At 69.3% G+C, this 24,938-nt stretch carries 27 protein-coding genes, 1 tRNA gene and 1 riboswitch; of the genes, 18 read left to right on the top strand and 10 right to left on the bottom strand.

Features of this window, described 5'->3' with window-relative positions; all coding sequences use genetic code 11:
• Nucleotides 1-27: 27 nt before the first annotated feature.
• The 5 genes from ACWFRU_RS30310 (at nt 28) to ACWFRU_RS30290 (ending at nt 3,385) form a co-directional block, all read left to right on the top strand.
• Nucleotides 28-1,047, top strand: coding sequence for a FecCD family ABC transporter permease (locus ACWFRU_RS30310; RefSeq protein WP_453691404.1), 1,020 nt, complete (start codon nt 28-30; stop codon nt 1,045-1,047).
• A complete protein-coding gene (locus tag ACWFRU_RS30305; protein ID WP_453691296.1) occupies nt 1,044-1,829 on the top strand; it encodes an ABC transporter ATP-binding protein in 786 nt (261 codons plus the stop codon). Before ACWFRU_RS30310 ends, ACWFRU_RS30305 begins: the two co-directional genes overlap by 4 nt.
• A 69-nt stretch (nt 1,830-1,898) precedes the next feature.
• Nucleotides 1,899-2,000 carry a putative leader peptide gene (locus ACWFRU_RS30300; RefSeq protein ID WP_336605789.1) on the top strand — a complete coding sequence of 34 codons (102 nt, stop codon included), beginning with the start codon at nt 1,899-1,901 and terminating at the stop codon, nt 1,998-2,000.
• A gap of 146 nt (nt 2,001-2,146) precedes the next feature.
• Nucleotides 2,147-2,425 (top strand): MoaD/ThiS family protein, encoded by a 279-nt coding sequence (locus ACWFRU_RS30295; RefSeq protein ID WP_363211437.1) that lies wholly within the window; start codon nt 2,147-2,149, stop codon nt 2,423-2,425.
• A gap of 6 nt (nt 2,426-2,431) precedes the next feature.
• Nucleotides 2,432-3,385: a PLP-dependent cysteine synthase family protein gene (locus tag ACWFRU_RS30290; RefSeq protein WP_453691295.1), complete on the top strand. Its 954-nt coding sequence runs from the start codon at nt 2,432-2,434 to the stop codon at nt 3,383-3,385.
• Between the two features lie 67 nt (nt 3,386-3,452).
• Here ACWFRU_RS30290 and ACWFRU_RS30285 read toward each other — a convergent pair whose 3' ends face one another.
• Nucleotides 3,453-3,914, bottom strand: a complete 462-nt coding sequence (locus tag ACWFRU_RS30285) for a type II toxin-antitoxin system PemK/MazF family toxin (protein WP_453691294.1) — start codon at nt 3,912-3,914, stop codon at nt 3,453-3,455.
• Between the two features lie 223 nt (nt 3,915-4,137).
• Between ACWFRU_RS30285 and ACWFRU_RS30280 the strand changes: the two genes are divergently transcribed.
• Nucleotides 4,138-4,890, top strand: coding sequence for an MBL fold metallo-hydrolase (locus ACWFRU_RS30280; RefSeq protein WP_453691293.1), 753 nt, complete (start codon nt 4,138-4,140; stop codon nt 4,888-4,890).
• Nucleotides 4,891-4,975: 85 nt separating this feature from the next.
• On the opposite strand, the gene ACWFRU_RS30275 is transcribed toward ACWFRU_RS30280, so the two are convergent.
• Together ACWFRU_RS30275 and ACWFRU_RS30270 are read right to left on the bottom strand one after the other, a co-directional pair.
• Complete coding sequence (locus ACWFRU_RS30275) at nt 4,976-6,241, bottom strand: PTS transporter subunit EIIC (protein ID WP_453691292.1); 1,266 nt, start codon at nt 6,239-6,241, stop codon at nt 4,976-4,978.
• A gap of 266 nt (nt 6,242-6,507) precedes the next feature.
• Entirely contained in the window at nt 6,508-7,821 is a 1,314-nt protein-coding gene (locus ACWFRU_RS30270) for a PTS transporter subunit EIIC (RefSeq protein ID WP_453691291.1), read from the bottom strand.
• A gap of 247 nt (nt 7,822-8,068) precedes the next feature.
• Here ACWFRU_RS30270 and ACWFRU_RS30265 point away from each other — a divergent pair, with 247 nt between their 5' ends.
• The 4 genes from ACWFRU_RS30265 to rdgB all read left to right on the top strand — a co-directional run bounded on the left by ACWFRU_RS30265 (nt 8,069) and on the right by rdgB (nt 10,336).
• The gene (locus tag ACWFRU_RS30265) at nt 8,069-8,302 is read left to right on the top strand and encodes a glucose PTS transporter subunit EIIB (protein ID WP_409057923.1); all 234 of its coding nucleotides are present in this window, start codon (nt 8,069-8,071) and stop codon (nt 8,300-8,302) included.
• Nucleotides 8,303-8,409: 107 nt separating this feature from the next.
• Complete coding sequence (rph, locus tag ACWFRU_RS30260) at nt 8,410-9,174, top strand: ribonuclease PH (RefSeq protein ID WP_453691290.1); 765 nt, start codon at nt 8,410-8,412, stop codon at nt 9,172-9,174.
• Between the two features lie 133 nt (nt 9,175-9,307).
• Entirely contained in the window at nt 9,308-9,703 is a 396-nt protein-coding gene (locus ACWFRU_RS30255; RefSeq protein WP_453691289.1) for a hypothetical protein, read from the top strand.
• Between the two features lie 27 nt (nt 9,704-9,730).
• A complete protein-coding gene (gene rdgB, locus ACWFRU_RS30250) occupies nt 9,731-10,336 on the top strand; it encodes an RdgB/HAM1 family non-canonical purine NTP pyrophosphatase (protein WP_453691288.1) in 606 nt (201 codons plus the stop codon).
• A 50-nt stretch (nt 10,337-10,386) separates the two neighbouring features.
• On the opposite strand, the gene ACWFRU_RS30245 is transcribed toward rdgB, so the two are convergent.
• The 5 genes from ACWFRU_RS30245 to bcp form a co-directional block, all read right to left on the bottom strand.
• Nucleotides 10,387-10,462 (bottom strand) — tRNA-Leu (locus ACWFRU_RS30245).
• Nucleotides 10,463-10,473: 11 nt separating this feature from the next.
• Nucleotides 10,474-11,316 carry an HNH endonuclease signature motif containing protein gene (locus ACWFRU_RS30240; protein ID WP_453691287.1) on the bottom strand — a complete coding sequence of 281 codons (843 nt, stop codon included), beginning with the start codon at nt 11,314-11,316 and terminating at the stop codon, nt 10,474-10,476.
• Nucleotides 11,313-11,933 (bottom strand): HNH endonuclease signature motif containing protein, encoded by a 621-nt coding sequence (locus ACWFRU_RS30235; protein ID WP_453691286.1) that lies wholly within the window; start codon nt 11,931-11,933, stop codon nt 11,313-11,315. The genes ACWFRU_RS30240 and ACWFRU_RS30235 overlap by 4 nt, the downstream gene beginning before the upstream one ends.
• A gap of 141 nt (nt 11,934-12,074) precedes the next feature.
• Nucleotides 12,075-13,571: a glycine betaine/L-proline transporter ProP gene (proP, locus tag ACWFRU_RS30230; protein ID WP_453691285.1), complete on the bottom strand. Its 1,497-nt coding sequence runs from the start codon at nt 13,569-13,571 to the stop codon at nt 12,075-12,077.
• A 121-nt stretch (nt 13,572-13,692) separates the two neighbouring features.
• The gene (gene bcp / locus ACWFRU_RS30225) at nt 13,693-14,160 is read right to left on the bottom strand and encodes a thioredoxin-dependent thiol peroxidase (RefSeq protein ID WP_363211422.1); all 468 of its coding nucleotides are present in this window, start codon (nt 14,158-14,160) and stop codon (nt 13,693-13,695) included.
• 168 nt (nt 14,161-14,328) lie between these two features.
• Between bcp and ACWFRU_RS30220 the strand changes: the two genes are divergently transcribed.
• From ACWFRU_RS30220 to ACWFRU_RS30210, 3 genes are all read left to right on the top strand, one after another.
• Nucleotides 14,329-14,658: a DUF3618 domain-containing protein gene (locus ACWFRU_RS30220; protein ID WP_453691284.1), complete on the top strand. Its 330-nt coding sequence runs from the start codon at nt 14,329-14,331 to the stop codon at nt 14,656-14,658.
• 43 nt (nt 14,659-14,701) lie between these two features.
• Nucleotides 14,702-15,058, top strand: a complete 357-nt coding sequence (locus tag ACWFRU_RS30215; protein WP_363309366.1) for a GroES family chaperonin — start codon at nt 14,702-14,704, stop codon at nt 15,056-15,058.
• Nucleotides 15,059-15,121: 63 nt separating this feature from the next.
• Nucleotides 15,122-15,192, top strand: a riboswitch (guanidine-III (ykkC-III) riboswitch).
• Between the two features lie 48 nt (nt 15,193-15,240).
• Nucleotides 15,241-15,561 (top strand): DMT family transporter, encoded by a 321-nt coding sequence (locus ACWFRU_RS30210; protein WP_160505255.1) that lies wholly within the window; start codon nt 15,241-15,243, stop codon nt 15,559-15,561.
• A 52-nt stretch (nt 15,562-15,613) separates the two neighbouring features.
• On the opposite strand, the gene ACWFRU_RS30205 is transcribed toward ACWFRU_RS30210, so the two are convergent.
• On the bottom strand, nt 15,614-18,139 hold the full coding sequence (locus tag ACWFRU_RS30205) for a transglycosylase domain-containing protein (RefSeq protein WP_453691283.1): 2,526 nt from the start codon (nt 18,137-18,139) through the stop codon (nt 15,614-15,616).
• A 217-nt stretch (nt 18,140-18,356) separates the two neighbouring features.
• Between ACWFRU_RS30205 and ACWFRU_RS30200 the strand changes: the two genes are divergently transcribed.
• From ACWFRU_RS30200 to ACWFRU_RS30185, 4 genes are read left to right on the top strand one after another with little or no spacing between them, the layout of a single operon-like run.
• Nucleotides 18,357-19,178 carry an ABC transporter permease gene (locus tag ACWFRU_RS30200; protein ID WP_453691282.1) on the top strand — a complete coding sequence of 274 codons (822 nt, stop codon included), beginning with the start codon at nt 18,357-18,359 and terminating at the stop codon, nt 19,176-19,178.
• Nucleotides 19,171-20,013, top strand: coding sequence for an ABC transporter permease (locus ACWFRU_RS30195; RefSeq protein WP_453691281.1), 843 nt, complete (start codon nt 19,171-19,173; stop codon nt 20,011-20,013). Before ACWFRU_RS30200 ends, ACWFRU_RS30195 begins: the two co-directional genes overlap by 8 nt.
• A gap of 6 nt (nt 20,014-20,019) precedes the next feature.
• Nucleotides 20,020-20,994 carry an ABC transporter ATP-binding protein gene (locus ACWFRU_RS30190; protein ID WP_453691280.1) on the top strand — a complete coding sequence of 325 codons (975 nt, stop codon included), beginning with the start codon at nt 20,020-20,022 and terminating at the stop codon, nt 20,992-20,994.
• Nucleotides 20,995-21,004: 10 nt separating this feature from the next.
• Nucleotides 21,005-21,808 (top strand): DUF1707 SHOCT-like domain-containing protein, encoded by an 804-nt coding sequence (locus ACWFRU_RS30185; RefSeq protein WP_453691279.1) that lies wholly within the window; start codon nt 21,005-21,007, stop codon nt 21,806-21,808.
• A gap of 28 nt (nt 21,809-21,836) precedes the next feature.
• On the opposite strand, the gene ACWFRU_RS30180 is transcribed toward ACWFRU_RS30185, so the two are convergent.
• Nucleotides 21,837-23,156: an SGNH/GDSL hydrolase family protein gene (locus ACWFRU_RS30180; protein WP_453691278.1), complete on the bottom strand. Its 1,320-nt coding sequence runs from the start codon at nt 23,154-23,156 to the stop codon at nt 21,837-21,839.
• A gap of 223 nt (nt 23,157-23,379) precedes the next feature.
• On the opposite strand from ACWFRU_RS30180, the gene ACWFRU_RS30175 reads away from it, so the two are divergent.
• On the top strand, nt 23,380-24,777 hold the full coding sequence (locus ACWFRU_RS30175; RefSeq protein ID WP_453691277.1) for a DUF445 domain-containing protein: 1,398 nt from the start codon (nt 23,380-23,382) through the stop codon (nt 24,775-24,777).
• Nucleotides 24,778-24,938: the final 161 nt, after the last annotated feature.

Genomic DNA, 24,938 nt, shown 5'->3' with positions numbered 1-24,938 from the left:
TTGAGGACGAACTCGGCGAAGCCGGTGATGTACGGCGCCGTCGTCGCCGGGCTCCTTCTCGCTCTCGCCGCGGTGGTCATGGCCGGCCTCGCTCTGGGCTCGGTACGCATCCCCACCGCCGACGTCCTGGAGATCCTGACGGGAGGTGCGCAACCCTCCCCGTTCCGCACCATCGTGCTGGACGTGAGACTCCCCAGGGTCCTGCTCGGCGCAGCCGTGGGCGCGGGACTGGCCGTCATCGGCACCGTCCTCCAGGCCCTGGTGAGGAACCCCCTGGCCGACCCGTTCCTGCTGGGAGTCTCCTCCGGCGCCTCCGCCGGAGCCGTGGCCGTCATCGTCCTCGGCAGCGTCTTCGGCCTGGGGGCGGGCCTCGCCACCACCGTCACCATCCCGGCCGCGGCCTTCGCGGGCGCCCTGCTCTCGCTCCTCGTCGTCTACACCCTGGCGAGGTCAGGGGGCGGCGGCTTCGCCACCGGGCGCCTGATCCTGGCCGGAGTGGCGGTCTCGTACATCCTGTCCGCCCTGACCAGCCTGATCCTGATCACCGCCGACAGCACCGACCACCTCAAGGAAGTCCTGTACTGGACCCTCGGCGGCCTCGGCAGTGCCCGCTGGGACATGCTCGCCCTGCCCGGCATCGCGCTCATCCTCGGCACGGCACTGCTCGTCGCCCTCGCCAGGCCCCTGGATCTCCTCTTGGTGGGCGAGGAGGGCGCCACCGTCCTCGGCCTCGACACGGCCCGCTTCCGCGCCGCCGTCTTCCTCCTCGCCTCGCTCCTGACCGGCGTACTCGTGGCGTACAGCGGGGCCATCGGCTTCGTCGGCCTGATGGTGCCGCACGCGGCCCGGATGCTGGTCGGCGCCGCCCACCGGACGCTGCTGCCGGTGGTGGCCCTGATGGGCGCGGTGTTCCTGGTGGCCGCCGACCTCGCCGCGCGCACGGTCGCGGCGCCGCAGGACATCCCGGTCGGCGTCCTCACCGCGCTGACGGGCGGCCCGTTCTTCCTGTGGATGCTGCGAAGGAACCGTACGGAGGCAAGCGCATGAGTAACCCGGCGGCGACCCTGACCACCGAGTCCCTCACCTACCGCACAGGCGAGAAGACCCTCGTCGACGACGTGACCCTGCACGCCGCCCCCGGCGAGACCATCGGCATCGTCGGCCCCAACGGCAGCGGCAAGACCACCCTCCTGCGCTGCGTCTACGGCACCCTCGCGCCCACCGGCGGCCGTGTCCTCCTGGACGGTGACGACCTGGCGGGCCGCTCGGCCAAGGACCGCGCCCGCCGCATCGCCACCGTCCCGCAGGACGGGCACACCGGCTTCGAGCTCACCGTCCGGCAGATCGTCGCCATGGGCCGCTCGCCGCACAAACGCTTCTGGGAGGCGGACACCGCCCGGGACGACGTCCTGGTCGGCGAGGCGCTGGAGAGGGTGGGCGCCGCGGACCTCGCGCACCGCGTCTTCGCCGGGCTCTCCGGCGGGGAGCGCCAGCGCGCCCTGGTGGCGAGGGCGCTGGTGCAGGAGCCCGCGGTCCTCGTCCTCGACGAGCCGACCAATCATCTGGACATCCGCTACCAGCTGGAGATCCTCGCCCTGGTCCGCGACCTCGGCACGACGAATGTGCTGGCCCTGCACGACCTCAATCTGGCGGCCTACTACTGCGACCGCCTGTACGTCCTTCACGCCGGCACCCTCGTCGCGTCGGGACCGCCCAAAGAAGTCCTGACCAGCGAGCTCCTCGCCGAGGTGTACGGGGTCACGGCAGAGGTCTCGGTGCACCCCGCGACCGGGGCGCCGACGGTCACCTACCTCCCCCCATCCACGTGATGGACGCAAACCATCCACCATGTGAGATCACATTCCAGAACCCGGACCGGGAATCGATACGATGACCGCATGGTTCCCCACGACGTGAGCGACAAGATGCCGGGCATGCTGCTCGTTGCGCGTCTGCACGTCGATTTGTGCAGGCTCTCCAGCGCGATCTGTTCGCGCTGACAGCCGCCGCCGTACGGCCGTGAGCCGCGGCGCCGTCCCCGCGTAACGCCTACGCACCCGCACCTCATGCACCCGCACTTACGCACCCGCACGACCGGGCCGCCGCGCGCCCACCCACGTGACTTCTCCCGACAGGAGCCCAAGCCATGGCCATCGAGGTCCGCATCCCGACCATCCTCCGCACCTACACCGACGGCGCCAAGGCCGTCGAGGGCAGCGGCGACAACCTCGCCGAGCTCTTCAGCGACCTCGACTCGCGGCACGCGGGCATCGCCGAGCGCATCGTGGACGGCGACAAGCTGCGCCGCTTCGTGAACGTGTACCTGAACGACGAGGACGTCCGCTTCCTGGACGGCATCTCCACCAAGCTCACGGACGGCGACAACGTCACGATCCTCCCGGCCGTGGCCGGCGGCATGGTCTGATCGCGGATGCCTCGCTACGACTCCCCGCTGGCGGCCGTGGGCAACACGCCCCTCGTCCGCCTGCCGCGCCTTTCTCCGTCCGAGGACGTCCGCATCTGGGCGAAGCTGGAGGACCGTAACCCCACCGGTTCCATCAAGGACCGCCCGGCGCTGCACATGGTCGAACAGGCGGAGAAGGACGGGCGGTTGACGCCCGGCTGCACGATCCTGGAGCCGACGTCCGGCAACACGGGCATCTCGCTCGCGATGGCGGCCAAGCTCAAGGGCTACCGCATCGTGTGCGTCATGCCGGAGAACACCTCGCAGGAGCGGCGCGACCTCCTCGCCATGTGGGGCGCGGAGATCATCTCGTCCCCGGCGGCCGGCGGCTCCAACACGGCCGTACGCGTCGCCAAGGAGCTCTCCGCCGAGCACCCGGACTGGGTCATGCTCTACCAGTACGGCAACCCGGACAACGCGGGCGCCCACTACGCGGGCACCGGCCCCGAGATCCTCGCCGACCTGCCCTCCATCACCCACTTCGTGGCGGGCCTCGGCACGACGGGCACGCTCATGGGCGTGGGCCGCTTCCTGCGCGAGCAGAAGCCGGACATCAAGATCGTCGCCGCGGAGCCCCGCTACGACGACCTCGTGTACGGCCTGCGCAACCTCGACGAGGGCTTCGTGCCCGAGCTGTACGACGCGTCCGTCCTGACCACCCGCTTCTCGGTCGGCTCGGCGGACGCGGTGACCCGCACCCGTGAGCTCCTCCAGCAGGAGGGCATCTTCGCCGGGGTCTCCACCGGCGCCGCACTGCACGCGGCGATCGGCGTCGGCAAGAAGGCCGTGGCCGCGGGGGAGTCCGCCGACATCGCGTTCGTGGTGGCCGACGGTGGCTGGAAATACCTCTCGACCGGCGTCTACACCGCGGCGACGACCGAGGAGGCCATCGACACGGTGCAGGGACAGCTGTGGGCTTAGAAGCAGACACAGAAAAACGCGGGGCGGGCCGGATACCTCCGGCCCGCCCCGCGCTTTCCGTTGCCGCTCAGCCCGCCAGATACCGCACCTGATCCCACAACGCCGGATCCACGATCCCCGCCCGCCTGCGGAACTCCCACACCGGCACGTCCCGCAGCTCGTCCGTCTCCAGGAAGCTCGGGCGGCCCCGCGCGTCCCCCACCGACCCGGGCGGCAGGGGAATCACCCCGGCCCGCTCGTCGTGGTACTTGCTGGTGATCTTCGCGACGACCGCGCTCTCGCCCCGCACCGAAAGCACCAGACACGGCCGGTCCTTCGCCCCAGGGCCGTCCTCGTACGGCACCCGCGCCCACCAGATCTCCGCCGGTCTCGGCGCGGGCAGCCTGCGCCGCGGGCCGCGCGGACGGCCCGGCGGCCGGGTGGTACGCCCGCGGGGACCGCGGTCGCTGCGACCCCGGCCGTCCACCAACGCGGCGACCGCCGCGAGCACCACCACGGCGGCCAGGGCGAGCCACCATGACGTATCCATACCGCAGACGGTACCGGGGCGCTCCCCGCCCCGCGCGCCCCCCGAACCGGTGACAGAGCAGGTGAGTTCTCCCACAACGGCCCACGACGGAGGAGCGACCGGACCTTTTGCGCCTTACGCTCGACGGACCGCAGCACTCCTCGAAGAGCCTGTCGCAGGCCCTTCGCGAGCCCCCGCAAGGCCCCCGCACAACCCCCGTTTCGCCCCCGGAGGTTTCCGCTCCATGAAGCTCACCGTCGTCGGCTGCTCGGGGTCGTTTCCGTCCGCGGACTCGGCCTGTTCGAGCTACCTCGTAGAGGCCGACGGCTTCCGGCTGCTGCTCGACATGGGCAATGGCGCCCTCGGCGAGCTGCAGCGCCACGTCGGTCTGTACGACCTGGACGCGATCTTCCTCAGCCACCTGCACGCCGACCACTGCATCGACATGTGCGCCTACTTCGTGGCGCGCTACTACCGGCACGAAGGCGGCCGCTGCGCCCCCATCCCGGTCTACGGACCCGAGGGCACGGAACAGCGCCTGACCACCGCGTACGCCGACACCCCATCGGCCTCCTCGATGAGCGAGGTCTTCGACTTCCACACCGTGAAGCCGGCCTCGTTCGACATCGGCCCGTTCTCGGTGCGCACGGAGAAGGTGTGCCACCCCGTCGAGGCGTACGGCATCCGCGTCGAGCACGGGGGCAGGTCCCTCACCTACTCGGGAGACACCGGGGCGTGCGGCGCGCTCGACGAACTGGCCGCCGAAACCGACCTGTTCCTCTGCGAGGCGGCCTTCACGCACGGCAAGGAGAACATCCCCGACCTGCACCTCAACGGCCGCGAGGCGGGCGAGTCCGCCCGCCGCGCGGGCGCCGGGCGCCTGGTCCTCACCCACATCCCGCCGTGGACGGACCCGCAGGTCAACCTGGCGGACGCGCGCTCGGTGTACGACGGCCCCACCGAACTCGCCGCGCCCGGCCGGACGTACGAGATCTAGCGCGGCACGCGAGCCGCGGACATGACGAAGCCCCGCACCGTTGGTCTCAACGGTGCGGGGCTTCGTCACGCAAGGGGGCGGGAGGCTACTTCGCCTCGGCCTTGAGGATCTCGGCGAGCTCCTCGTCGGACTCGCGGCCCGGCGTCGGGAGGTTCCACTTGGTGATCGCGAAGCGGAAGACCGCGTAGTAGACCGCCGCGAAGCACAGGCCCACCAGGGCCAGGCCCCATGGGTTGCTGGCGATGCCGAGGTTGAGGAAGAAGTCGACCGCTCCCGCCGAGAAGCCGAAGCCGTCCTTCATGCCGAGCGCCCAGGTCAGCGCCATGGAGACACCGGTGAGCACCGCGTGGATCGCGTACAGGACCGGGGCGATGAACATGAACGTGAACTCGATCGGCTCGGTCACACCGGTCACGAAGGCGGTGAGCGCGAGCGAGAACATCATGCCGCCGACGACCTTGCGGCGCTCGGGACGGGCGCAGTGGACGATCGCGAGGCAGGCCGCGGGAAGCGCGAACATCATGATCGGGAAGAAGCCGGTCATGAACTGTCCGGCGGTCGGGTCACCCGCGAGGAAGCGGTTGATGTCGCCGCTCTTGCCCTCGTACGAACCGGCCTGGAACCACGGGAAGGAGTTCAGGAGGTGGTGCATGCCGACCGGGATCAGCGCGCGGTTGGCGACACCGAAGATGCCCGCGCCCACGGCGCCCGAACCGACGAGCCACTCGCCGAAGTTGTGCAGACCCGTGCCGAGGACCGGCCAGATGTAGCCGAAGACGATGCCGAGGAGCAGGCCCGCGAAGGCCGACAGGATCGGGACGAGGCGGCGGCCGCCGAAGAAGCCGGCCCAGTCGGGCAGCTTGGTCCGGTAGAACTTCTGGTAGAGCAGGGCGACGACGATGCCCATCACGACACCGCCGAGGACCTTGGCGTCCACCGGGGCCTCGGTCATGACTATTTTGCCGTCGACGACCTTGGCGATCTTGTCGAGGTTCGGGTCGGTGAACGTGGCGAGCACGTTCTTGAAGACCAGGTAGCCGGTGACGGCGGCCAGGGCCGTCGAGCCGTCCGACTTCTTGGCGAAGCCGATCGCGATGCCGACGGCGAACAGCAGCGCCATGTTGTCGAGAATGGCGTTGCCGCCCGCGGCCATGAAGCCGGCGATCTTCGTGATGAAGTCCGGGAACGACGGGCGTCCGAGCATGTCGGGGTTGCCGAGCCGGACGAGCAGGGCGCCTGCGGGCAGCACGGCGACCGGCAGCATGAGGCTGCGGCCGATGCGCTGCATGACAGCCATCGCGCCGGAGCCCTTCTTCTTGTCGGCCGCGGGGGCGGCACTGGCCGTGGACACAACTTCCTCCAGTGGGCAAGGCGCCGCCTGGGGACAGGGAAGTGGGTGACGGCGGCGTCTCCGGGGGTCGCGGCGGACGGCCGCGTGGTCTACACCATTTAGTGGTGTAGACCTGTTGTAGCACGGTGAAGGTGACGTAAGGAACCCACGAGTTTTGTGGGGTCCGCCATAACGCGAAATCAACGCCTAAAGGCCCCAGGACCAAAGGGTCCTGGAGCCTTCCGGTGTGACGCGGCAGCAGGCCGGGACGACGGCCCTGCCAGCGGCTACGCCTTCGTCTGCTCCGCGTCCTGCGCTTCCGCTTCCTCCTCCGGCTCACGACCCGGCGTATGCAGGTCGAACTTGCGGATCACGAAGCTGAACAGGACGTAGTACACGGCGGCGAACACGAGCCCGATGGGGATGATGAGCCAGGGTTTGGTCGCCAGACTCCAGTTGATGACGTAGTCGATGAGACCCGCCGAGAAGCTGAAGCCGTCCTTGACCCCCAGCGCCCACGTCACCGCCATCGAGACACCGGTGAGCACCGCGTGGATCGCGTACAGCGCGGGCGCGATGAACAGGAACGAGTACTCGATCGGCTCGGTGATGCCGGTGACGAACGACGTCAGGCCCACCGACAGCATCAGACCGCCGACCACCTTGCGGCGCTCCGGCCGGGCCGCGTGGGTGATCGCCAGGGCCGCCGCGGGCAGCGCGAACATCATGATCGGGAAGAAGCCCGACGTGAACTGACCCGCCGTCGGGTCGCCCGCCAGGAACCGGTTGATGTCGCCGTGCACCATCGTGCCGTCGGGCTTCTCGTAGTCACCGAACTGGAACCAGACGAACGTGTTCAGGAACTGGTGCAGGCCGATCGTGAGCAGCGCGCGGTTGGCCACGCCGAAGATCCCGGAGCCCAGCCACCCCAGGTCCACGAGCCACTTGGAGAAGCTGGTCAGCGCGTCACCGATCGGCGGCCAGATCCACACGCACAGCCCCGCGAAGACCAGACCGACGAAGGCCATGATGATCGGCACCAGCCGGCGGCCGTTGAAGAAGCCCAGCCAGTCGACCAGCTTCACGCGGTGATAGCGCTGCCAGAACCACGCGGCGAGCAGCCCCATCACGATGCCGCCGAAGACCCCTGGATTCTGGTACGCGGCCTGCGCGGGCGTTCCGTCCTCCGCGATGCAGACCCCGCTCCACATGCCCGCCGCCCCGAACGTGGTGTCCGCCGGGCAGTCGTCGGGAAAGGCCCGCAGCACCGCGTAGTACACGAGGAAGCCCACCACCGCCGCGAGCGCCGTGGAACCGTCCGCCTTCTTGGCCATGCCGATCGCCACACCGATGCAGAACAGCAGGGGCAGACCGAGCGTGGAGTCCAGGAGCGAACCACCCGCCGCCGCGAAGACCTTGGCGACGTTGTCCCAGCCGAGACCGTCCGCGCCGAAGACATCCGGCTGTCCGAGACGGTTGAGGATGCCGGCGGCGGGCAGCACGGCGATGGGGAGCTGGAGGCTGCGGCCCATCTTCTGGAGGCCCTGGAACAGGCCGTTCCACCACTTCTTCTGCGGCACCGCTGCTGCGTCGGTACTCATCGGCGTCCCCTCCGGAACAAGCCAGGTTTGGCGGGCGTTGAAAACTGGTGTAGACCAGTTGCGGAACGAGTGCGGTGCCGTCCCGGCAGGAGTGGCACGAGGATCGCCGTGAGGGATGGCACCTTGATCGCCATCATTGGGTACGAGTGCCGTAGCCGCCCGCGAAGATGCTCCAACCGTGCGTTACCGTGACAAAGCGGACCCACGGTGTGGTGAGGCCGCGTCCTTTGAGAACAGGGAGAACACCATGGCCAGCAAGGCTGAGAAGATCGTCGCCGGGCTCGGCGGCATCGAGAACATCGAAGAGGTCGAGGGCTGCATCACCCGCCTCCGCACCGAGGTCCACGACCCGAGCCTCGTCGACGACGCCGCCCTGAAGGCCGCAGGCGCCCACGGAGTCGTCAAGATGGGCACCGCGATCCAGGTCGTCATCGGCACCGACGCCGACCCCATCGCCGCCGACATCGAAGACATGATGTGAGCAGCTGAACTCGGCTGACACTCAGCTGAACCCAGCCGGATCCACCGCCGAGGGCCCTGCCGACAACCGGTCAGGGCCCTCAGCCATGTGCCGATAGGCTCGACCGCATGTCCTCCACGCCTTCCTCCACGCCGCTCACCGCGCCCCGCATCGACGGCCGCACCCCCCAACAGCTCCGCCCGGTCACCATCGAACGCGGCTGGAGCAAGCACGCCGAAGGCTCCGTCCTCATCTCCTTCGGCGACACCAAGGTCTTCTGCACCGCCTCCGTCACCGAGGGCGTCCCCCGCTGGCGCAAGGGCAGCGGCGAAGGCTGGGTCACCGCCGAATACTCGATGCTCCCGCGCTCCACCAACACCCGCGGCGACCGCGAATCCGTACGCGGCAAGATCGGCGGCCGCACCCACGAGATCAGCCGCCTCATCGGACGTTCCCTGCGCGCCGTCATCGACTACAAGGCACTCGGCGAGAACACCATCGTCCTCGACTGCGACGTCCTCCAGGCCGACGGCGGCACCCGCACCGCCGCCATCACCGGCGCCTACGTCGCCCTCGCCGACGCCGTCGCCTGGGCCCAGGGCAAGAAGCTCATCAAGGCCGGCCGCAAGCCCCTCACCGACACCGTCTCTGCCGTCTCCGTCGGCATCGTCGACGGCGTACCCCTCCTCGACCTCCGCTACGAGGAAGACGTCAAGGCCGACACCGACATGAACGTCGTCTGCACCGGCGACGGCCGCTTCGTCGAGGTCCAGGGCACCGCCGAGGCCGAGCCCTTTGACCGCAAGGAACTCAACGCACTGCTCGACCTCGCCGTCGGCGGCTGCGAGGACCTCGCCGCGTTCCAGCGCGAAGCACTCGAAGCGACCAAGTAGGACCGCCGGCCCGCGCGGCCGCCAACCGGACGGCTCGGCAAGCAACCATCAAGCCCTCCACAAGCGTTCTTACCGATACGGGCGCACGGGCAAAGCCGTGCGCCCGTGACAGCACTCGGGGAGGGACCCATCCATGGCCGCGCGCCACCGCCGTATCGCCATCGCCATCACGTCAGTTCTGATCGCCGTACCGGCGGGCGTAGGACTCGTCGGCTGCGACGCCGTCAACAAGGCGCTCGACTGCGTCCAGACCGCGGACGCCATAGCCGACAGCGTCACCGACCTCCAGCAGGCCGTCGAGAAGGCCGGCGACGACCCCACGCAGGCGGACGAAGCACTCGACAAGATCGACAAGAACATCGACGAGATCGGCGACAAGACCGACGACACCGACGTGAACAAGGCCGTCGACGACCTCGACAAGGCCGTCGGCAACGTCCGCGACTCCATCAACAACGGAGACGCGACACCCGACCTCAAGCCGATCGTGGACGCCACGAGCGAGCTGACCAAGGTCTGCACGCCGTAACTTCTTGAGGCTTGGATACTGGACGCCATGACCCGCCTCATCCTCGCCACCCGCAACGCCGGCAAGATCACGGAACTCAAGGCGATCCTCGCCGACGCAGGGCTCACCCACGAGCTCGTCGGCGCGGACGCCTACCCCGAGATCCCCGACGTCAGGGAGACCGGCGTCACCTTCGCCGAGAACGCCCTCCTCAAGGCCCACGCCCTCGCCAAGGCCACCGGCCTCCCCGCCGTCGCCGACGACTCCGGCCTCTGCGTCGACGTCCTCGGCGGAGCCCCCGGCATCTTCTCCGCCCGCTGGGCGGGCAAGCACGGCGACGACGCCGCGAACCTGAAGCTGCTGCTGGCCCAGCTGGGGGACATCGACGCGGACACCCACCGGGGCGCCCACTTCGCCTGCGCGGCGGCCCTCGCGTTGCCGGACGGCACGGAGCGGGTGGTGGAGGGCCAACTCCGCGGCACCCTCCGCCACACCGCATCCGGCACGGGCGGCTTCGGCTACGACCCGATCCTCCAGCCGGAGGGGGAAACGCGGACGTGCGCGGAACTCTCCGCAGCGGAAAAGAACGCGATCAGCCACCGGGGGAAGGCGTTCCGGGCGCTGGTGCCGGTGGTGCGGGAGCTGTTGGGCTGAGAGGGCGCGTGAAAGGGCGCGTCGTTCGTACGTCGCGCCCTTTCATCGTGTGGGCCCGGTGGGACTCGAACCCACGACATACCGGATCTAAACCGGCATCCTCTTTACCAGCTGGGATACGGGCCCGTCGCGCCACTCTACTGCGTCGGGCGGCGACGGTTCGAGAAGGTTCTGGTCTGGCTGTGGCATGAGGGGCACAGATAGCGAATGTTCTCGCGGCGGTTGTCCAGACGATCGCCGTTGATGTGGTCGATCTCCAGGACGAGTCGCTTGCCCCGCCAGATCTCGCCCAAGCCGCATGCCCCGCAGATGCGCGGTGCGCCGATGTCGTCGAGAGCCCGCCGCAGCATGGTGGTCCGGATACGGCCCACGTCCGGGGGAAGCTGGACCAGGATCTCATCGGCGCTTTTGCGATTGGCCCCGGGTCGACCGATGTTGTGCCCTTGACCGACGAAGTGGTCGGTCGAAAGCTTGTAGGCCTCGATGCTGCGCATGGCTTTTGCGCGCCCGGCGCCACCGAGCGAGGAGCAGCCCAACGCCCGCATCACTCCGGCCAATCCGTGAGACTCGGCAACGGCGCGTGCGAGGTCTTCGCGTGGAAAGAGACTGTCGGCGGCCTCGCCGCGCCGCCAGGTGAAGTGGCTTGTGTCGATTCCGAACTGGGCCAGCTTCTTCTTGACGTGTGCGTACGGGCCGTCCTCCGGTGGGATGCCCATGTGCAGGAACATCTCTCGGATGCTGGAGGACCGGGCTGCGGCTTCCGCCAGAGTGTCCTTCGCATAGGAGCGGGGCGGGCGTTCGGGTAGTGGCTCCTCGCGGAAATGCGTGGTGTCGATCCCGTAGTGCTGGAGGCGGTCACGAAGGTACCTGCGGGGCCCTGCCCCCATCGGCATGCCCAGCCGTCGCATCAAGTCCACCAGGCTGGCGCAGGAGGGGGCCAGCCGGTCCAGCGTCGTGCGCGGATACTTGACCTGGCTCATGCGGTACTCCTCTTACGCCCCCGGTAAGTGTCTGTCACCGCGTGGCAGTTGGGGCAGACGAGGCGAAGGTTCCCGCGGCGGTTGTCCCACCAGTCTCCGTTGATGTGATCGACTTCGAGCCGAAGTGGCTCGCCGTTCCATTCGTCGCCGACGCCGCACTCCGCGCACTCGTCGGTCACCCCGGCCCGCAGCAGTTCCCGGCGAAGCCGCGTGCCGGGGATTCTCCCTTCATCAGGAGATCTCAGGGCGAGCACGGGGCCAAGAGATCCCTTGGGCCTGCCGCGTGGAGTGACGAAGTGCGATATGTCGATTCCGAGAGCGGCTACCCGGCGGCTGATGTGCGCATGGTTGCCGCCCACGTTGCTGATGCCGAGGTTGCGCACGACCTCCCGCATGGTGGCGGACCGTGCCACTGCCGCACGGAGCTGTTCCTCCGTATGCCGCACCCACTGTTTCGGGAAGTGCGAAGTGTCGATTCCCTCAACCTCCATTACCCGGCGCAGATAGCGCCGGCTGCCGGGCGTGGGAACGCCCCCGCACCACAGCACCGCCTCGTCCCACGTTGATGTCTCCCGGGCTGCTTCCTCCAGCAGCGCGCGGGTGTACCGAACCGCCATGTAGCCCTCCCGTTCCGGCCGCCTGTTGCAGCCTCGTACGGGCTAACGAACCGCTTATCGGACAGTCACGCCCGAAATGCGGAACGGCCTGCCCCACTTAAGCGGGGCAGGCCGTTCCAAGCCGGGTAGGGGTGGGAGGGGTCAGAAGCGGGGCACCGGGGCCGCTGCCTCGACCATTTCCGCGGCCTCCTCCTTCGTTCCTACCGACGGCGGGGAGCCCGACAACGGCTTCTGGGCCGTTTCCTTCATGCAGGAGACCGCGATGATGCCCACCAGCGCCGCCGCCATCGAGTAGTACGCCGGGATCATGTCCGTGCCCGTGACGCTGATCAGGGATGTGATGACCAGGGGAGCCGTGCCGCCGAAGAGGGAGGCGGAGATGTTGTAGCCCACCGACAGGGAGCCGTAGCGGACCGAGGTCGGGAACAGGGCCGGGAGCGTCGCCGACATCGTGCCGAGGAGGCAGAGCAGGGAGAGCCCCAGGAGGAGCATGCCGGCGGAGACCGCGATCAGGCTGCCCTGCTTGATCAGGAGGAACGCCGGGATGGAGATGACGAAGAAGCTGACCATGCCCGTCATCAGGAGCGGCTTGCGCCCGAAGCGGTCGGAGAGCTTGCCGACCTGGGTGATGAGCAGCATCAGGACGATCATGGTGCCGATGAGGATAAGGAGGCCGTGCGAGTCGTCGTAGCCGAGTTCGTCGGAGAGGTACGTCGGCATGTAGGAGAGCAGCATGTAGTCGGTGATGTTGTACGCGCCGACGAGGGCGATGCAGAGGATCAGCGTCGGCCAGTGCTCGCGGAAGATCTTGGCGAGGTCGCCCTTGGCCGTCGTCTCGACGGTGGAGGCGCCCTCGGACGCCGCGTGGAAGGTGGCGTCCTCCATCTTCTGGAACGCGGGTGTCTCGTCGAGCTTCAGCCGCAGGTAGAGGCCGACGAGGCCGAGCGGGCCCGCGACGAGGAAGGGGACGCGCCAGCCCCACTGCTCCATGGTGTCCGCGCCGAGTGCGCTGTTGAGGATGAGGACGAGGCCCGCGGCGCCGGTGTAGCCGGCCAGGGTGCCCATCTCCAGGAAGCTGCCGAAGAAGCCGCGGCGCTTGTCGGGGGCGTACTCGGCGATGAAGGTGGAGGCGCCGCCGTACTCACCGCCGGTGGAGAAGCCCTGGACGAGACGGAAGAAGATCAGCAGGACCGGGGCCCAGAAGCCGATGGTGGCGTAGGACGGGATCAGGCCGATGGCGAGGGTGCCGATGGCCATGAGGATCATCGTGAGGGCGAGGACCTTCTTGCGGCCGATCTTGTCGCCCATTGGGCCGAAGACCATGCCACCGATGGGGCGTACGAGGAAGGACACCGCGAAGGTCGCGAACGACGAGATGAGCTGGACCGTGTCGTTCCCGGAAGGGAAGAAGACGTGGCCGATGGTGACGGCGAGGTAGCTGTAGATGCCGAAGTCGAACCATTCCATGGCGTTGCCGAGCGACGCGGCCTTGACCGCTCGCTTGACCGCGGCCTCGTCCGTGACCGTGATGTCGGTGCGGCGCAGCGGGGGGTCTTTGCGCCGTTTGACGGCCCGGAACAGGGTGCGGTGCCGCTTGACCGCGTCGGCGTCGGCCGCTGCCTCGTCGTGGGCCGCCATGGGTAGTCCTTCCGTTCTGCGAACAATCCTCCTGGCATCACTTGCTCGAAGTTGGCCGACGCAAACGAACGCCCCCTTGAAGGGGGCGTTCGTCACAGTCGCCGGGGGGAGTGGGTCCGGGTCAGATGCCCAGGTCCTTGATGATCTTGGCTACGTGGCCCGTCGCCTTGACGTTGTAGAAGGCGTGCTCGACCTTGCCCGCCTCGTCGACGACGACCGTGGAGCGGATGACGCCGGTCACGGTCTTGCCGTACAGCTTCTTCTCGCCGAAGGCGCCGTAGGCCTCCAGGGTCTCCTTGGAGGGGTCGCCGACCAGCGTGACCTTGAGGTTCTCCTGCTCGCGGAACTTGGCCAGCTTCTCCGGCTTGTCGGGGGACACGCCGATGACGTCGTACCCGGCGGTGGCGAGGGCGTCGAGGTTGTCCGTGAAGTCGCAGGCCTGCTTGGTGCAGCCGGGGGTGAGGGCGGCCGGGTAGAAGTAGACGATGACCTTGCGGCCCTTGTGGTCGGCGAGGGAGACCTCGTTGCCGTCCGCGTCCGGCAGGGTGAAGGCCGGGGCCGTGTCGCCGGGGGTGAGTCGCTCGCTCATCTTCGGTCTCCTCGCGCAGGTGCTCGTAACGGGGTGTTCGTGAAACGTCTGGTGACGGAGTCGAGCGTAATAGGGGTGCCGTGGGGTGCTGTGCGCGTGGAGCTGACAGACTGTCGGCGAGACGTACTGAAGGATCAGACAGCCGGACACGACCACGGAGGCAGCGCGGTGTCGGACACGTCGGATATCAGGACCCCGGCGCAGATCGAGGCGGACATCAAGCGCCGTCGCGTGACGCTCGCCGAGACGCTCGACGAGATCGGGGTGCGGGTTCACCCGAAGACGATCGTGGGTGACGCGAAGGCCAAGGTCGTCGCGAGTGTGGACAACTCCCTCGGGCGGGCGTACGTCGGTGCGAACCGCGTGGTGTCCGATGTGCGGGCCCAGCTGGTGCACGAGGACGGTGCGCCGCGTCTGGAGCGCATCGTGCCGGTGGCGCTGGTGGTCGTGGGTCTGGTGGGGATGCTCGCGGTGAGCACGCGGCGCCGCAAGGGCTGACCCGGCATCGTCCGTGCGGGCCGTGGGCAGGTAGGTTCGGGGCGTGAGCGCCAAGAGCCGGGGACACAGCCCCCACGACGACAAGCTGCCCATCCGGATGCTGCACGACCGTGTGCTCGTGCGGCAGGACACCGCCGAGGGCGAGCGCAAGTCCGGCGGCGGCATCCTGATTCCCGCGACCGCCGCTGTCGGCAGGCGTCTGGCCTGGGCGGAGGTCGTCGCCGTGGGGCAGAACGTGCGGGCGGTGGAGCCGGGTGACCGGGTGCTCTACGACCCGGAGGACCGGGCCGAGGTGGAGGTGCGGGGTGTGGCGTACGTGCTGATGCGTGAGCGCGATCTGCATGCCGTGGCCGCCGACCGGTTCGAGGGCTCCGAGGATTCGACGGGGCTGTATCTGTAGCCGTTCAGGCCGTTCAGAAGGTGTCGGCAAGGGGCTGGTGACCATGGTCACCAGCCCCTTACGCGTGTCCTTTGCTACCTTGGAAGGACCCCGACGAGACGCGCCGTACCGGGTTTCCGCAAAGACGACGCACCCCCATTCAAGTGACGCGATCGCGCGTCTCACGTGTCGGAGGTGCCGTCATGGCCTGGGTTCTGTTGATCGTCGCCGGTCTGCTCGAGGTGGGCTGGTCGATCGGGATGAAGTTCACCGAGGGGTTCACGCGGCTGTGGCCGAGCGTGTTCACCGGTCTCGGGATCGTCGCGAGCATGATGCTGCTCTCGCATGCCGCCAAGACGCTGCCGATCGGTACGGCGTACGGGGTGTGGGTCGGCATCGGTGCCGCCGGTGCGGCGGTGGTCGGGATGATGGTCCTCGGTGAGCCGGCCACCGCCGCGCGGATCTTCTTCGTGGTGCTGCTGCTGGTCGCCGTGGTGGGCCTGAAGGCGACCTCGGGGCACTAGTACGGGCACTGCTGCGGGGGCGCCGGCAGTCAGGGCGCTCGTGCCCGGCGCGCTAGTAGTCGTAGTACGCCGGGCTGCCCTCGCCCTCCCTTCTGGCCGCCGTGCCTTCCGTGAAGCCGCCGCCCAGGGCTCCCTCGTCGACGCCTGTTCCGCCGTCCGCGGTGGTGCCGTCGGTCTGGCCGCCCTGGGCGGCGCCTCCGTCGGCGGTGGCGCCGCCGTCGGCCGTCGAGCCGTCGGTGGTGCCGCCGTCCGTCGGGCCGCCCTGCGTCTGCCCTTGGTCCTGGCCCTCGATCTGGCCCTGGTCCTGACCCTCGGTCTGCCCTTGGTCCTGGCCCTCGGTCTGGCCCTGATCCTGACCCTGGGGCTGCCCCTGGTCCTGGCCCTGCGTGGTGTCGTCGCCGCCCGTGACGGCCCCGCCGGTGGCCGGGTCCTCCTCGACGTCCGTGGGGTCCGGGACCGGCGGCACGTCGGCGCCGTCCTCCAGCTCCAGGTCGAAGTCCTGCACCGGTTCGCCCTCCAGGGCGTCCCTGGTGAACTGGGCCCAGATCTGCGCGGGGTAGCCGCCGCCGTTGATGCGGGCCTGGCCGAGCGCCCCGTAGAGCGGGGTGTGCGCGCCGGTGTCGGGGTTCTGGCCCATCACGGAGACCACGGTGGCGAGTTCGGGGGTGTAGCCCGCGAACCAGGCCGCCTTGTCCTCCTCGGCGGTGCCGGTCTTGCCGGCGGCGGGGCGGCCCGCGGCCTGGGCGGCCGTGCCGGTGCCGCCGTCGACGACGCTCTGCAGGATCGAGGTGGTGGTGTCGGCTGCCTCGCGGCTGACGGCCTGCGCGGTCCTCGGCTCGGGCAGTTCGACCTCCTGGCCGCCCTTGGTGACCTTCTCGACCATCGTGTACGTGGGGTGCTTGCCGTGGTTGGCGAGCGTCGCGTACGCCTCGGTCATGTCCAGGACGGAGGCCGTGGACGGGCCGAGCGCGATGGAGGGGGACGCGGTCAGGTCGGGGGTGCTCTCGGGGACGCCGAGGGCGACGGCGGTGTCCTTGACCTTGTCCGAGCCGACGTCGACGGCCATCTGCGCGTACACGGAGTTGACGGACTTGTCGGTGGCGGTCCTGACGGTGATGTCGCCGTAGTCGACGTCGTCCTCGTTCTCGGGGGCGTACGCCCCGCCATCCCAGCCCTGCACGGGGCGCTTGTTGGTGCCGTCGTAGATCGTGTTGGGGGTGATGAGCTGTCCGTCCTGGGTGACGGAGCCGTTCTCCACGGCCGAGGTGAAGACGAACGGCTTGAAGGTGGAGCCCACTTGGTAGTCGCGGCGGGTGGCGTTGTTGACGTACTGCTTGGTGTAGTCGATGCCGCCGTACATCGCGACGACCTTGCCGGTCTTGGGGTCGATCGAGGCGCCGCCCGCGCGTACGTTGCGGTCGACCTTGCGGGCCTTCTTGTCGATCTTGGACATCACCTGCTCGTCGACGGCTTCCTTGAAGGCGTCCTGGCGGTCCTTCTGAAGGGTCGTGGTGATGCGGTAGCCGCCCTTGGCCAGGGTGTCCTCGTCGACGATGTCGTTGGACGTGAGGTAGTCCTCGACGGCTTGTACGAGGTAGCCGCGCTGGCCGGAGAGGCCGGAGGCGCCCTTGGCCTCCTTGGGTGCGGGGAACTTGGTCTTCGCCCGTTCGGCGGCGCTGAGCCAGCCCTCCTTGACCATGCCGTCCAGGACGTAGTTCCAGCGGCCCTCGGCGCGCTGCTTGTTCTCCGGGTGGGTGGCCACGTCGTAGGCGTTGGGGGAGTTGAGGAGCGTCGCGAGGTAGGCGCCCTGGGCGGTGTCGAGGTCCTTGACGTCCTCGCCGAAGTAGGCCTGGGCCGCGGCCTGGACGCCGTACGCGTTGCGCCCGAAGTAGCTGGTGTTCAGATATCCGGCGAGGATGTCGTCCTTGCTCACCTCGCGGTCCAGCTTGATGGAGATGAAGAACTCCTTGGCCTTACGGGTGATCGTCTGTTCCTGGCCGAGGTAGTAGTTCTTCACGAACTGCTGGGTGATCGTCGAACCGGACTGCTTCCCCTTGCCGGTGACGGTGTTGTAGGCGGCGCGGATCATCGCCTTGGGGTCGACCGCGGACTCGCTGTAGAAGTCGCGGTCCTCGGCGGCGAGCGCGGCGTGCTGGACTTCCTTGGGGATCTGGCTCAGCGGGACGTTCTCGCGGTTTACCTCGCCGTCGCGGGCCAGTTGGCTGCCGTCGGCGTAGAGGTAGACGTTGCTCTGGGCGGTGGCCGCAGCGTTGGCGGGCGGGATCTCGACGATCATGTAGCCGGCGACGAAGCCGCCGACGCAGAGCAGGATCAGCAGGATGAAACCGCCGAGGACCATGCGCCAGGTGGGGAAGATCCGCCGCCAGCCCTTGCGCTTGGGGCGCTTCTTCTTGCCGTTCTTGCCGGTGCTGCCTTCGGCGTCCGCGGCCTCCGGAGTGCCGGCCGGGGCACCTGCCGGGGTGTCGGACGCCGTGTCGGCCGGGGTGTCCACGGGTTCGCGGGGCGCCCATCCCTCGGGTTTCCCGGCGCCCTGCTGCTGCGGCTCTTCGCTGCTCATGTCTCGTGGAACTCCCGGTTCGCGTCGCACGTCACGTACGCCTCGTACGACCCATTGCACACTGTCGCTTCATGCGTTCCCCGCCAGGCACGCGCCGCGTGCGGAAAATGCCTGGCACGAGCGATGACGTCCGCACTAGGCTCCGTCCCTTTGGCCCAGGCCGGGCAGGGCTTCGGTCAAGGCTCTCGTAAATTCGTCAAGGCTCTCGTTAAAGGGGATGCGTGTGCGTACAGGACGGTTCCGCTTGTACGCGGCCGTCGCCCAGGGAGGCTTCAGACGGTACGCGACCTACCGGACGGCGACCCTGGCGGGAGTGTTCACCAACACGGTCTTCGGGCTGATCCTCGCCTACACCTATATCGCGCTGTGGGACGAGCGGCCGGGACTCGGCGGTTACGACCAGTCCCAGGCGTTGACGTTCGTCTGGCTGGGGCAGGCGCTGCTCACGGTGATGGCGCTGATGGGCGGCGGCTTCGAGGGCGAGCTGATCGAGCGCATCCGCACCGGGGACATCGCCGTCGACCTGTACCGCCCCGCCGACCTGCAGCTCTGGTGGCTGGCGACCGACCTGGGCCGCGCCCTGTTCCAGCTGCTCGGGCGCGGTGTCGTGCCGATGGTGGTCGGCGCGCTCGTCTTCGACCTGGCCCTGCCCACCGAACCGCTGCGCTGGCTCGCCTTCCTGCTCGCCGTGATCCTCGGCGCCCTGGTCAGCTTCGCGATCCGCTTCCTGGTGGCGCTCTCCGCGTTCTGGCTGATGGACGGCGCGGGCACCACCCAGGTGGCGATGCTCGCGGGCACCTTCTTCTCCGGGATGCTGCTCCCGCTGAACGTCTTCCCGGGCGCGCTCGGCGAGTTCGCCCGCGCGCTGCCCTGGTCGGCGCTGCTCCAGGTGCCCGCCGACGTGTTTCTCGGCAAGCACACGGGCGTGGACCTGTTGCGGACGTACGCCTTCCAGATCGGCTGGGCGGCGGCGCTGCTCACGGCCGGGCGGCTCCTTCAGGCCGTGGCCACGCGTCGGGTGGTGGTCCAGGGTGGCTGACCTGACGCGCGCGCGGGGAGGGCTTACGCAGGTGCGGGACGGGCTGCGCGCCTACCGGCTGATCTCCGCCATGTGGATTCGCTCCCTGATGGCCTACCGGCTGTCCTTCGTGATGACCGCGTTCGGCAACTTCGCGGTGACCGCCTTCGACTTCGCGGCGATCCTGCTGATGTTCTCCCAGGTGGACCGCCTCGGCGGCTACTCACTCTCCGAGATCGCCTTCCTGTACGGGGCCACGTGCACGTCGTTCGGGCTCGCCGACCTCTCCCTGGGGTCCATGGACCGGCTCGGGAAGCGGGTGCGCGACGGCACGCTCGACACGCTCCTGGTGCGGCCCGCCCCGGTGATCGCGCAGGTCGCCGCCGACCGCTTCGGGCTGCACAGGGTCGGACGCCTGCTGCAGGGCGCGCTCGTCCTCGTGTACGCCCTGGTGGTTCTGGACATCGCCTGGACCCCGTTGAAGGCGCTGATGGTCCCGCTGATGCTGCTCTGCGGCGCGGGCATCTTCGCGGCCGTCTTCGTGGGCGGCGCGGCCTTCCAGTTCGTGGCGCAGGACGCGGCCGAGGTGCAGAACGCCTTCACGTACGGCGGGACCACGCTGCTCCAGTTCCCGCCGACCGTCTTCGCCAAGGACCTGGTGCGGGGCGTCACCTTCATCCTGCCGCTGGCCTTCGTGAACTGGATTCCCGCGCTGTACGTCCTGGGGCGCCCCTATCCGCTGGACCTGCCGACGTGGGTGGCGTTCACGCCGCCGCTCGTGGCCGCCCTCCTACTCGCGCTCGCGGGCTTCGCCTGGCGCACGGGCCTTCGTTCGTACCGCAGCACAGGGAGCTGAACCGCCATGGAACCTCTGGGACCGGACCTCATCGAGCTGGACGGGGTCGAGAAAGTCTTCGACGTACGCAAGAAGACCGGCTTCATGCGGCGTGAGAGGCACGAGGTGCGTGCCGTCGACGGCATCAGCTTCACCGTGCCACGCGGCGAGATGGTCGGCTACATCGGCCCGAACGGCGCCGGCAAGTCGACGACGATCAAGATGCTGACCGGCATCCTGACGCCGAGCGGCGGCCGGCTGCGGGTCGCGGGGATCGATCCCTCCCGCGAGCGGGCCCGTCTCGCGCGGCGCATCGGTGTGGTCTTCGGGCAGCGCACCACGCTGTGGTGGGACCTGCCGCTGATCGACTCCTACCGCCTGATGCACCGCATGTACCGCATCCCGGACGCCCGCTTCAAGGAGAACCTGGAGCGCTGTGTGGAACTCCTGGAGCTGGGCGCACTGTTGGACGTCCCCGTGCGTCAGCTCTCGCTCGGCCAGCGGATGCGCGGTGACATCGCGGCGGCGCTTCTGCACGATCCGGAGGTGCTCTACCTGGACGAGCCGACGATCGGTCTCGACGTGATCAGCAAGGCCAAGGTCCGGGAGTTCCTGCGGGACTTGAACGCGGAGGCGGGGACGACGGTCCTGCTCACCACGCACGACCTGACCGACATCGAGCAGCTCTGCAAGCGGGTGATGGTCATCGACCACGGGCGGCTGATGTACGACGGGCCGCTGGCGGGGCTGCACGAGGTGGGCGAGAGCGAGCGGACCCTGGTCGTGGACCTGGAGCGTGAACTGCCGCCCATCGAGGTGGAGTCGGCGCGGGTGGTGAAGGTGGAGGGGCCGCGGCAGTGGCTCGCCTTCCCCGCCGCGGAGTCGGCAGCTCCACTTGTCGCCCGGGTCGCGGCCCGGTATCCGATGGTCGACCTGTCGGTCAGGGAACCCGACATCGAGGCGGTCATCGCCAAGATGTACGCGGAGAAGGCGACCTCGTAGGCTGCTTCACATGACCGACGAGCAGCCTCATCTCCCGGATCTCCGGGCCGCCGACGCCGACCGTGAACGTGTCGCCGAACGACTCCGTGACGCCGTGGCCGAGGGCCGACTGGACATGGCGGAGTTCGAGGAGCGCCTGGACGCGACGTACAAGGCGCGTACGTACGGCGAGTTGGAGCCGATCACGCGGGATCTGCCGGCGGTGGGCGCCAAGGTGTCCATGGTGAAGCCGGGCGCCGCGGGTGAGGGCGGCATCGACTGGCCGTCCCGCATGGGCGGCGAGCCGACCTCCACGGGCGGCTTCGCGTTCTGGAGCGGGTTCATGCGCAAGGGCACCTGGACGGTGGGCTCGCGGTTCACCGCGTTCGCGCTGATGGGCGGCGGCGAGATCGACCTGCGCGAGGCGCGGTTCGCGGACCGTGACGTCGAGATCCGCTGCTTCACGATCATGGGCGGGATCCAGGTGACCGTGCCGCCCGAACTGGACGTCCGGGTCAAGGGCTTCGGGATCATGGGCGGCTTCGAGGACAAGGCCACCGGCGAGGGCACGCCCGGCTCCCCGCGCGTGACGGTCACGGGGTTCGCCCTGATGGGCGGGGTCGGCGTGGACCGCAAGCTGCCGCGGGCGGAGCGCCTGCGGATCAAGGAGGAGCGCCGCCGCGAGAAGCTGGAGCGGCGCGAGGAACGGCGTGCGGCGCAGCTTGAGCGCGGCGAGCGGCTCCGGGGGCGGCACGGGGGCCACGGGGGACACCACCGGGGTTCGGACTCCTCGCACCCGGCGCCGGGGGACTACGGCCCCGGGGGCGCCGACTAGCGCCCGCCCCCGGTGGTGTGGGCTGCCGCTACAGCTCGGCGGCCGCGGAGCCCCGCAGGTGCGTCAGGTTGAACGTCTCGGCCATCTTGCGGTAGCCCAGGTCGCTCGGGTGCAGGTGGTCGCCCGAGTCGTACGCACCGCGCAGCTTGCGGGGGTCGTACGGGTCGCGCAGGGCCTTGTCGAAGTCGACGAACTCGTCGAAGACCTTGCCGTCGCGGATCTGCTCGTTCACCGCCTGGCGCACGTTCTCCAGCGCCGGTTCGTACCCCCGGTGGCCGCCGAACGGCATCAGCGTCGCCCCGACGACCCGCAGGCCGCGCGTGTGCGCCTGGCGCGTCAGTTCGCGCAGGCCCTCCACGATGCGGTCGGGGTCGTTCTGGTGCGGGTTGCGCAGGATGTCGTTCACGCCGAGGGCGACGACGACGGCCTTGACGCCCGTCCGGTCGAGCACGTCGCGGTCGAAGCGCGAGAGGCCGCTCGGGTTGTCCGCGGGTGTGCCGTTGCCGTCCGAGAGGACGCGGTTGCCGCTGATCCCCGCGTTCACGACGCCGTAGCGCGGGGCGCCCGACTCGTCGCGCAGGCGGTCGGCCAGGGTGTCGGTCCAGCGGGCGTTGGCGCCCATCGTGGAGGAGATGCCGTCGGTGAGCGAGTCACCGAAGACGACGACGGTGCCGTCCGACTCGTTGCTCAGCACGTCCACGGCCGAGAGGTAGCGCCAGGAGGTGCTCTGCTGGGTGTACGCGGCGCCGTTCGGGTCCTCGGTGCGGTCACCCTCGGCGACGTAGCTGACCTGGCGGGCGTGCGGGTGGAAGGTGACCGGGCCCGAAGGGGTCGGCGAGTACGTCGAGACCAGGAGGTCGCCGTCGTGGGGCACGCGCAGCCGGACCGCGTCGCTCATGACCTGCTGACCGGCGGGGATCACCACGGAGGTGTTGCCGTTGAAGGCCAGGCGGCGCAGGGTGCCCGGTGCGGCCGCCGGGTTGTTCGACCCCGCGGCGACGGCGATGGAGGCGTGGGTGATGCTCAGCGGCTGCTGCCCGTACAGGTTCGACAGGGTGATGCGGGCGCTGTCGCCGCCGACACTGGTGTGCACGACATTGCGGATGGAGCGGCCCGCGAAGCCGTTGCGGTGCGTGTTTGGTTCGGCTGCCGCGGGGGATGCGGCCCATGAGCCGACCCAGGTGCCGGCCGATGCGGGCGCCGCGGAGTTGCGCGGGCCTCGGGGCCCCGCGCTGATGGTGTCCTGAGATCCGTCGTCCGTGGATACACCGAGGTATATGGCGGCGGAAATCACCACTATTACCGCGAGGACCGCGGCAAGCAGGGCATAACCGTGACGCTTGGTCATGCGGGCTGTGTCTCCTCGAGCAGGGGGAGCCTGATCGAGGCTCCGATGTGATCACCCCATGATGCGTCATGGGCCGTGAGGCGGCCGACACTGCCCCCCTCCGACCATTGAGACGCCGGGAACTTGTGGTCCGTTCCAGGAGTCGGTCAGGAAGGGACGCAGAGCGGCAGGGACAATACGTATGAGGACGCCGCGAACCACGCGAACGGGTCAGGTGGAGTGAGTGGAACGTACGAATCGTTCAATTCCGGAGGATGCGTCCGAAGGGGGTGCTTCCGGGCAGCATTCCCGTGAGCAGGGCCCTTCAAGCGGCGTCCTGACGGGCTCCGGCGGCTCCGCTCCGGCCGGCGGCGGGGGCGGGTTCACGTACAGCCCCGCCGACGAGGAGAAGCGGCGCGGCGTCCGCCGGATGAAGATCACCGCGACGGGCCTCCTCGTCTTCGTCGCCCTCGTCTACGTCCTCGCCAAATGGGCCCAGAACTCCGGCGCCGGAGCCTGGGCGGGCTATGTCGCCGCGGCGGCCGAGGCAGGCATGGTCGGCGCGCTCGCCGACTGGTTCGCCGTGACGGCGCTCTTCCGCCACCCGCTGGGCCTGCCCATCCCGCACACGGCGATCATCCCGAACAAGAAGGATCAACTGGGCGCCTCCCTGGGCGACTTCGTGGGCGAGAACTTTCTCTCATCGGATGTCGTACGGGGACGGCTGCGCGCGGTGGGCATCGGCAGCCGCCTCGGCACCTGGCTCGCGGACCCCGATCACGCCGACCGGGTGACCGCCGAGCTGGCCACGGCCCTGCGCGGCGCCCTGACGGTCCTGCGCGACTCCGACGTCCAGGCGGTTGTCGGCGAGGCCATCACGCGCCGTGCCGACGCCCAGGAGATCGCTCCCGGCATCGGAAAGATGCTGGAGAAGGTCGTCGCGGACGGCGGCCACAAACGAGTCGTGGACCTGGTCTGCGTACGCGCCCACGACTGGCTGGTCGAGCACGACGAGTCGGTCATGGACGCCGTGCAGGGCGGTGCCCCCGGCTGGACCCCGCGGTTCGTCGACAAGAAGGTCGGCGAGCGGGTCTACAAGGAGCTCCTGCGCTTCCTCACCGAGATGCGGGACATGCCCGAGCACCCCGCGCGCGGAGCCGTCGACCGCTTCCTCGCGGACTTCGCCGCCGACCTCCAGTCCGACTCGGACACCCGCGAGCGCGTGGAGCGCCTCAAGCGCGAGGTCCTCGGCCGCGGCGAGGTGCAGGACCTGATCGCCTCCGCCTGGTCGGCCGTACGAGGGATGATCGTGGCCGCCGCCGAGGACGAGCGCAGCGAGCTGCGCCTGCGGGTGCGGGCCGCGCTGCTCTCGCTCGGCTCGCGGATGGCGACGGACGGACGGCTCCAGCAGAAGGTCGACGGCTGGGTCGAGGGCGCCGCGGTGTACGTGGTGACGACGTACCGCGACGAGATCACCTCCCTCATCACCGACACGGTCGCGGGCTGGGACGCCGAGCACACGTCGAAGAAGATCGAGGCCCACATCGGCCGCGACCTCCAGTTCATCCGGATCAACGGCACGGTGGTGGGGGCGCTGGCGGGACTCGCGATCTATTCGGTGTCGCGGCTGCTGGGGGCGTAGAGGGATGGCTCCCGGCCGGGGGGCCTTCCGGTGGTTCCAACGCGCGTGAAGGCGCCTTTGCCGGGCACTCTGGAGGAGCTCTCCCGACGCCGAGAGGGCCGTCGCCCGAGCCGCGGGAGCAGACCGCGGCAGCAACCCGGCGACGTGGGAGCAGCGGAAGG

This window comes from Streptomyces sp. NPDC055099 (genome assembly GCF_053607685.1).
This window is presented reverse-complemented; position numbering and strand designations above follow the sequence as displayed.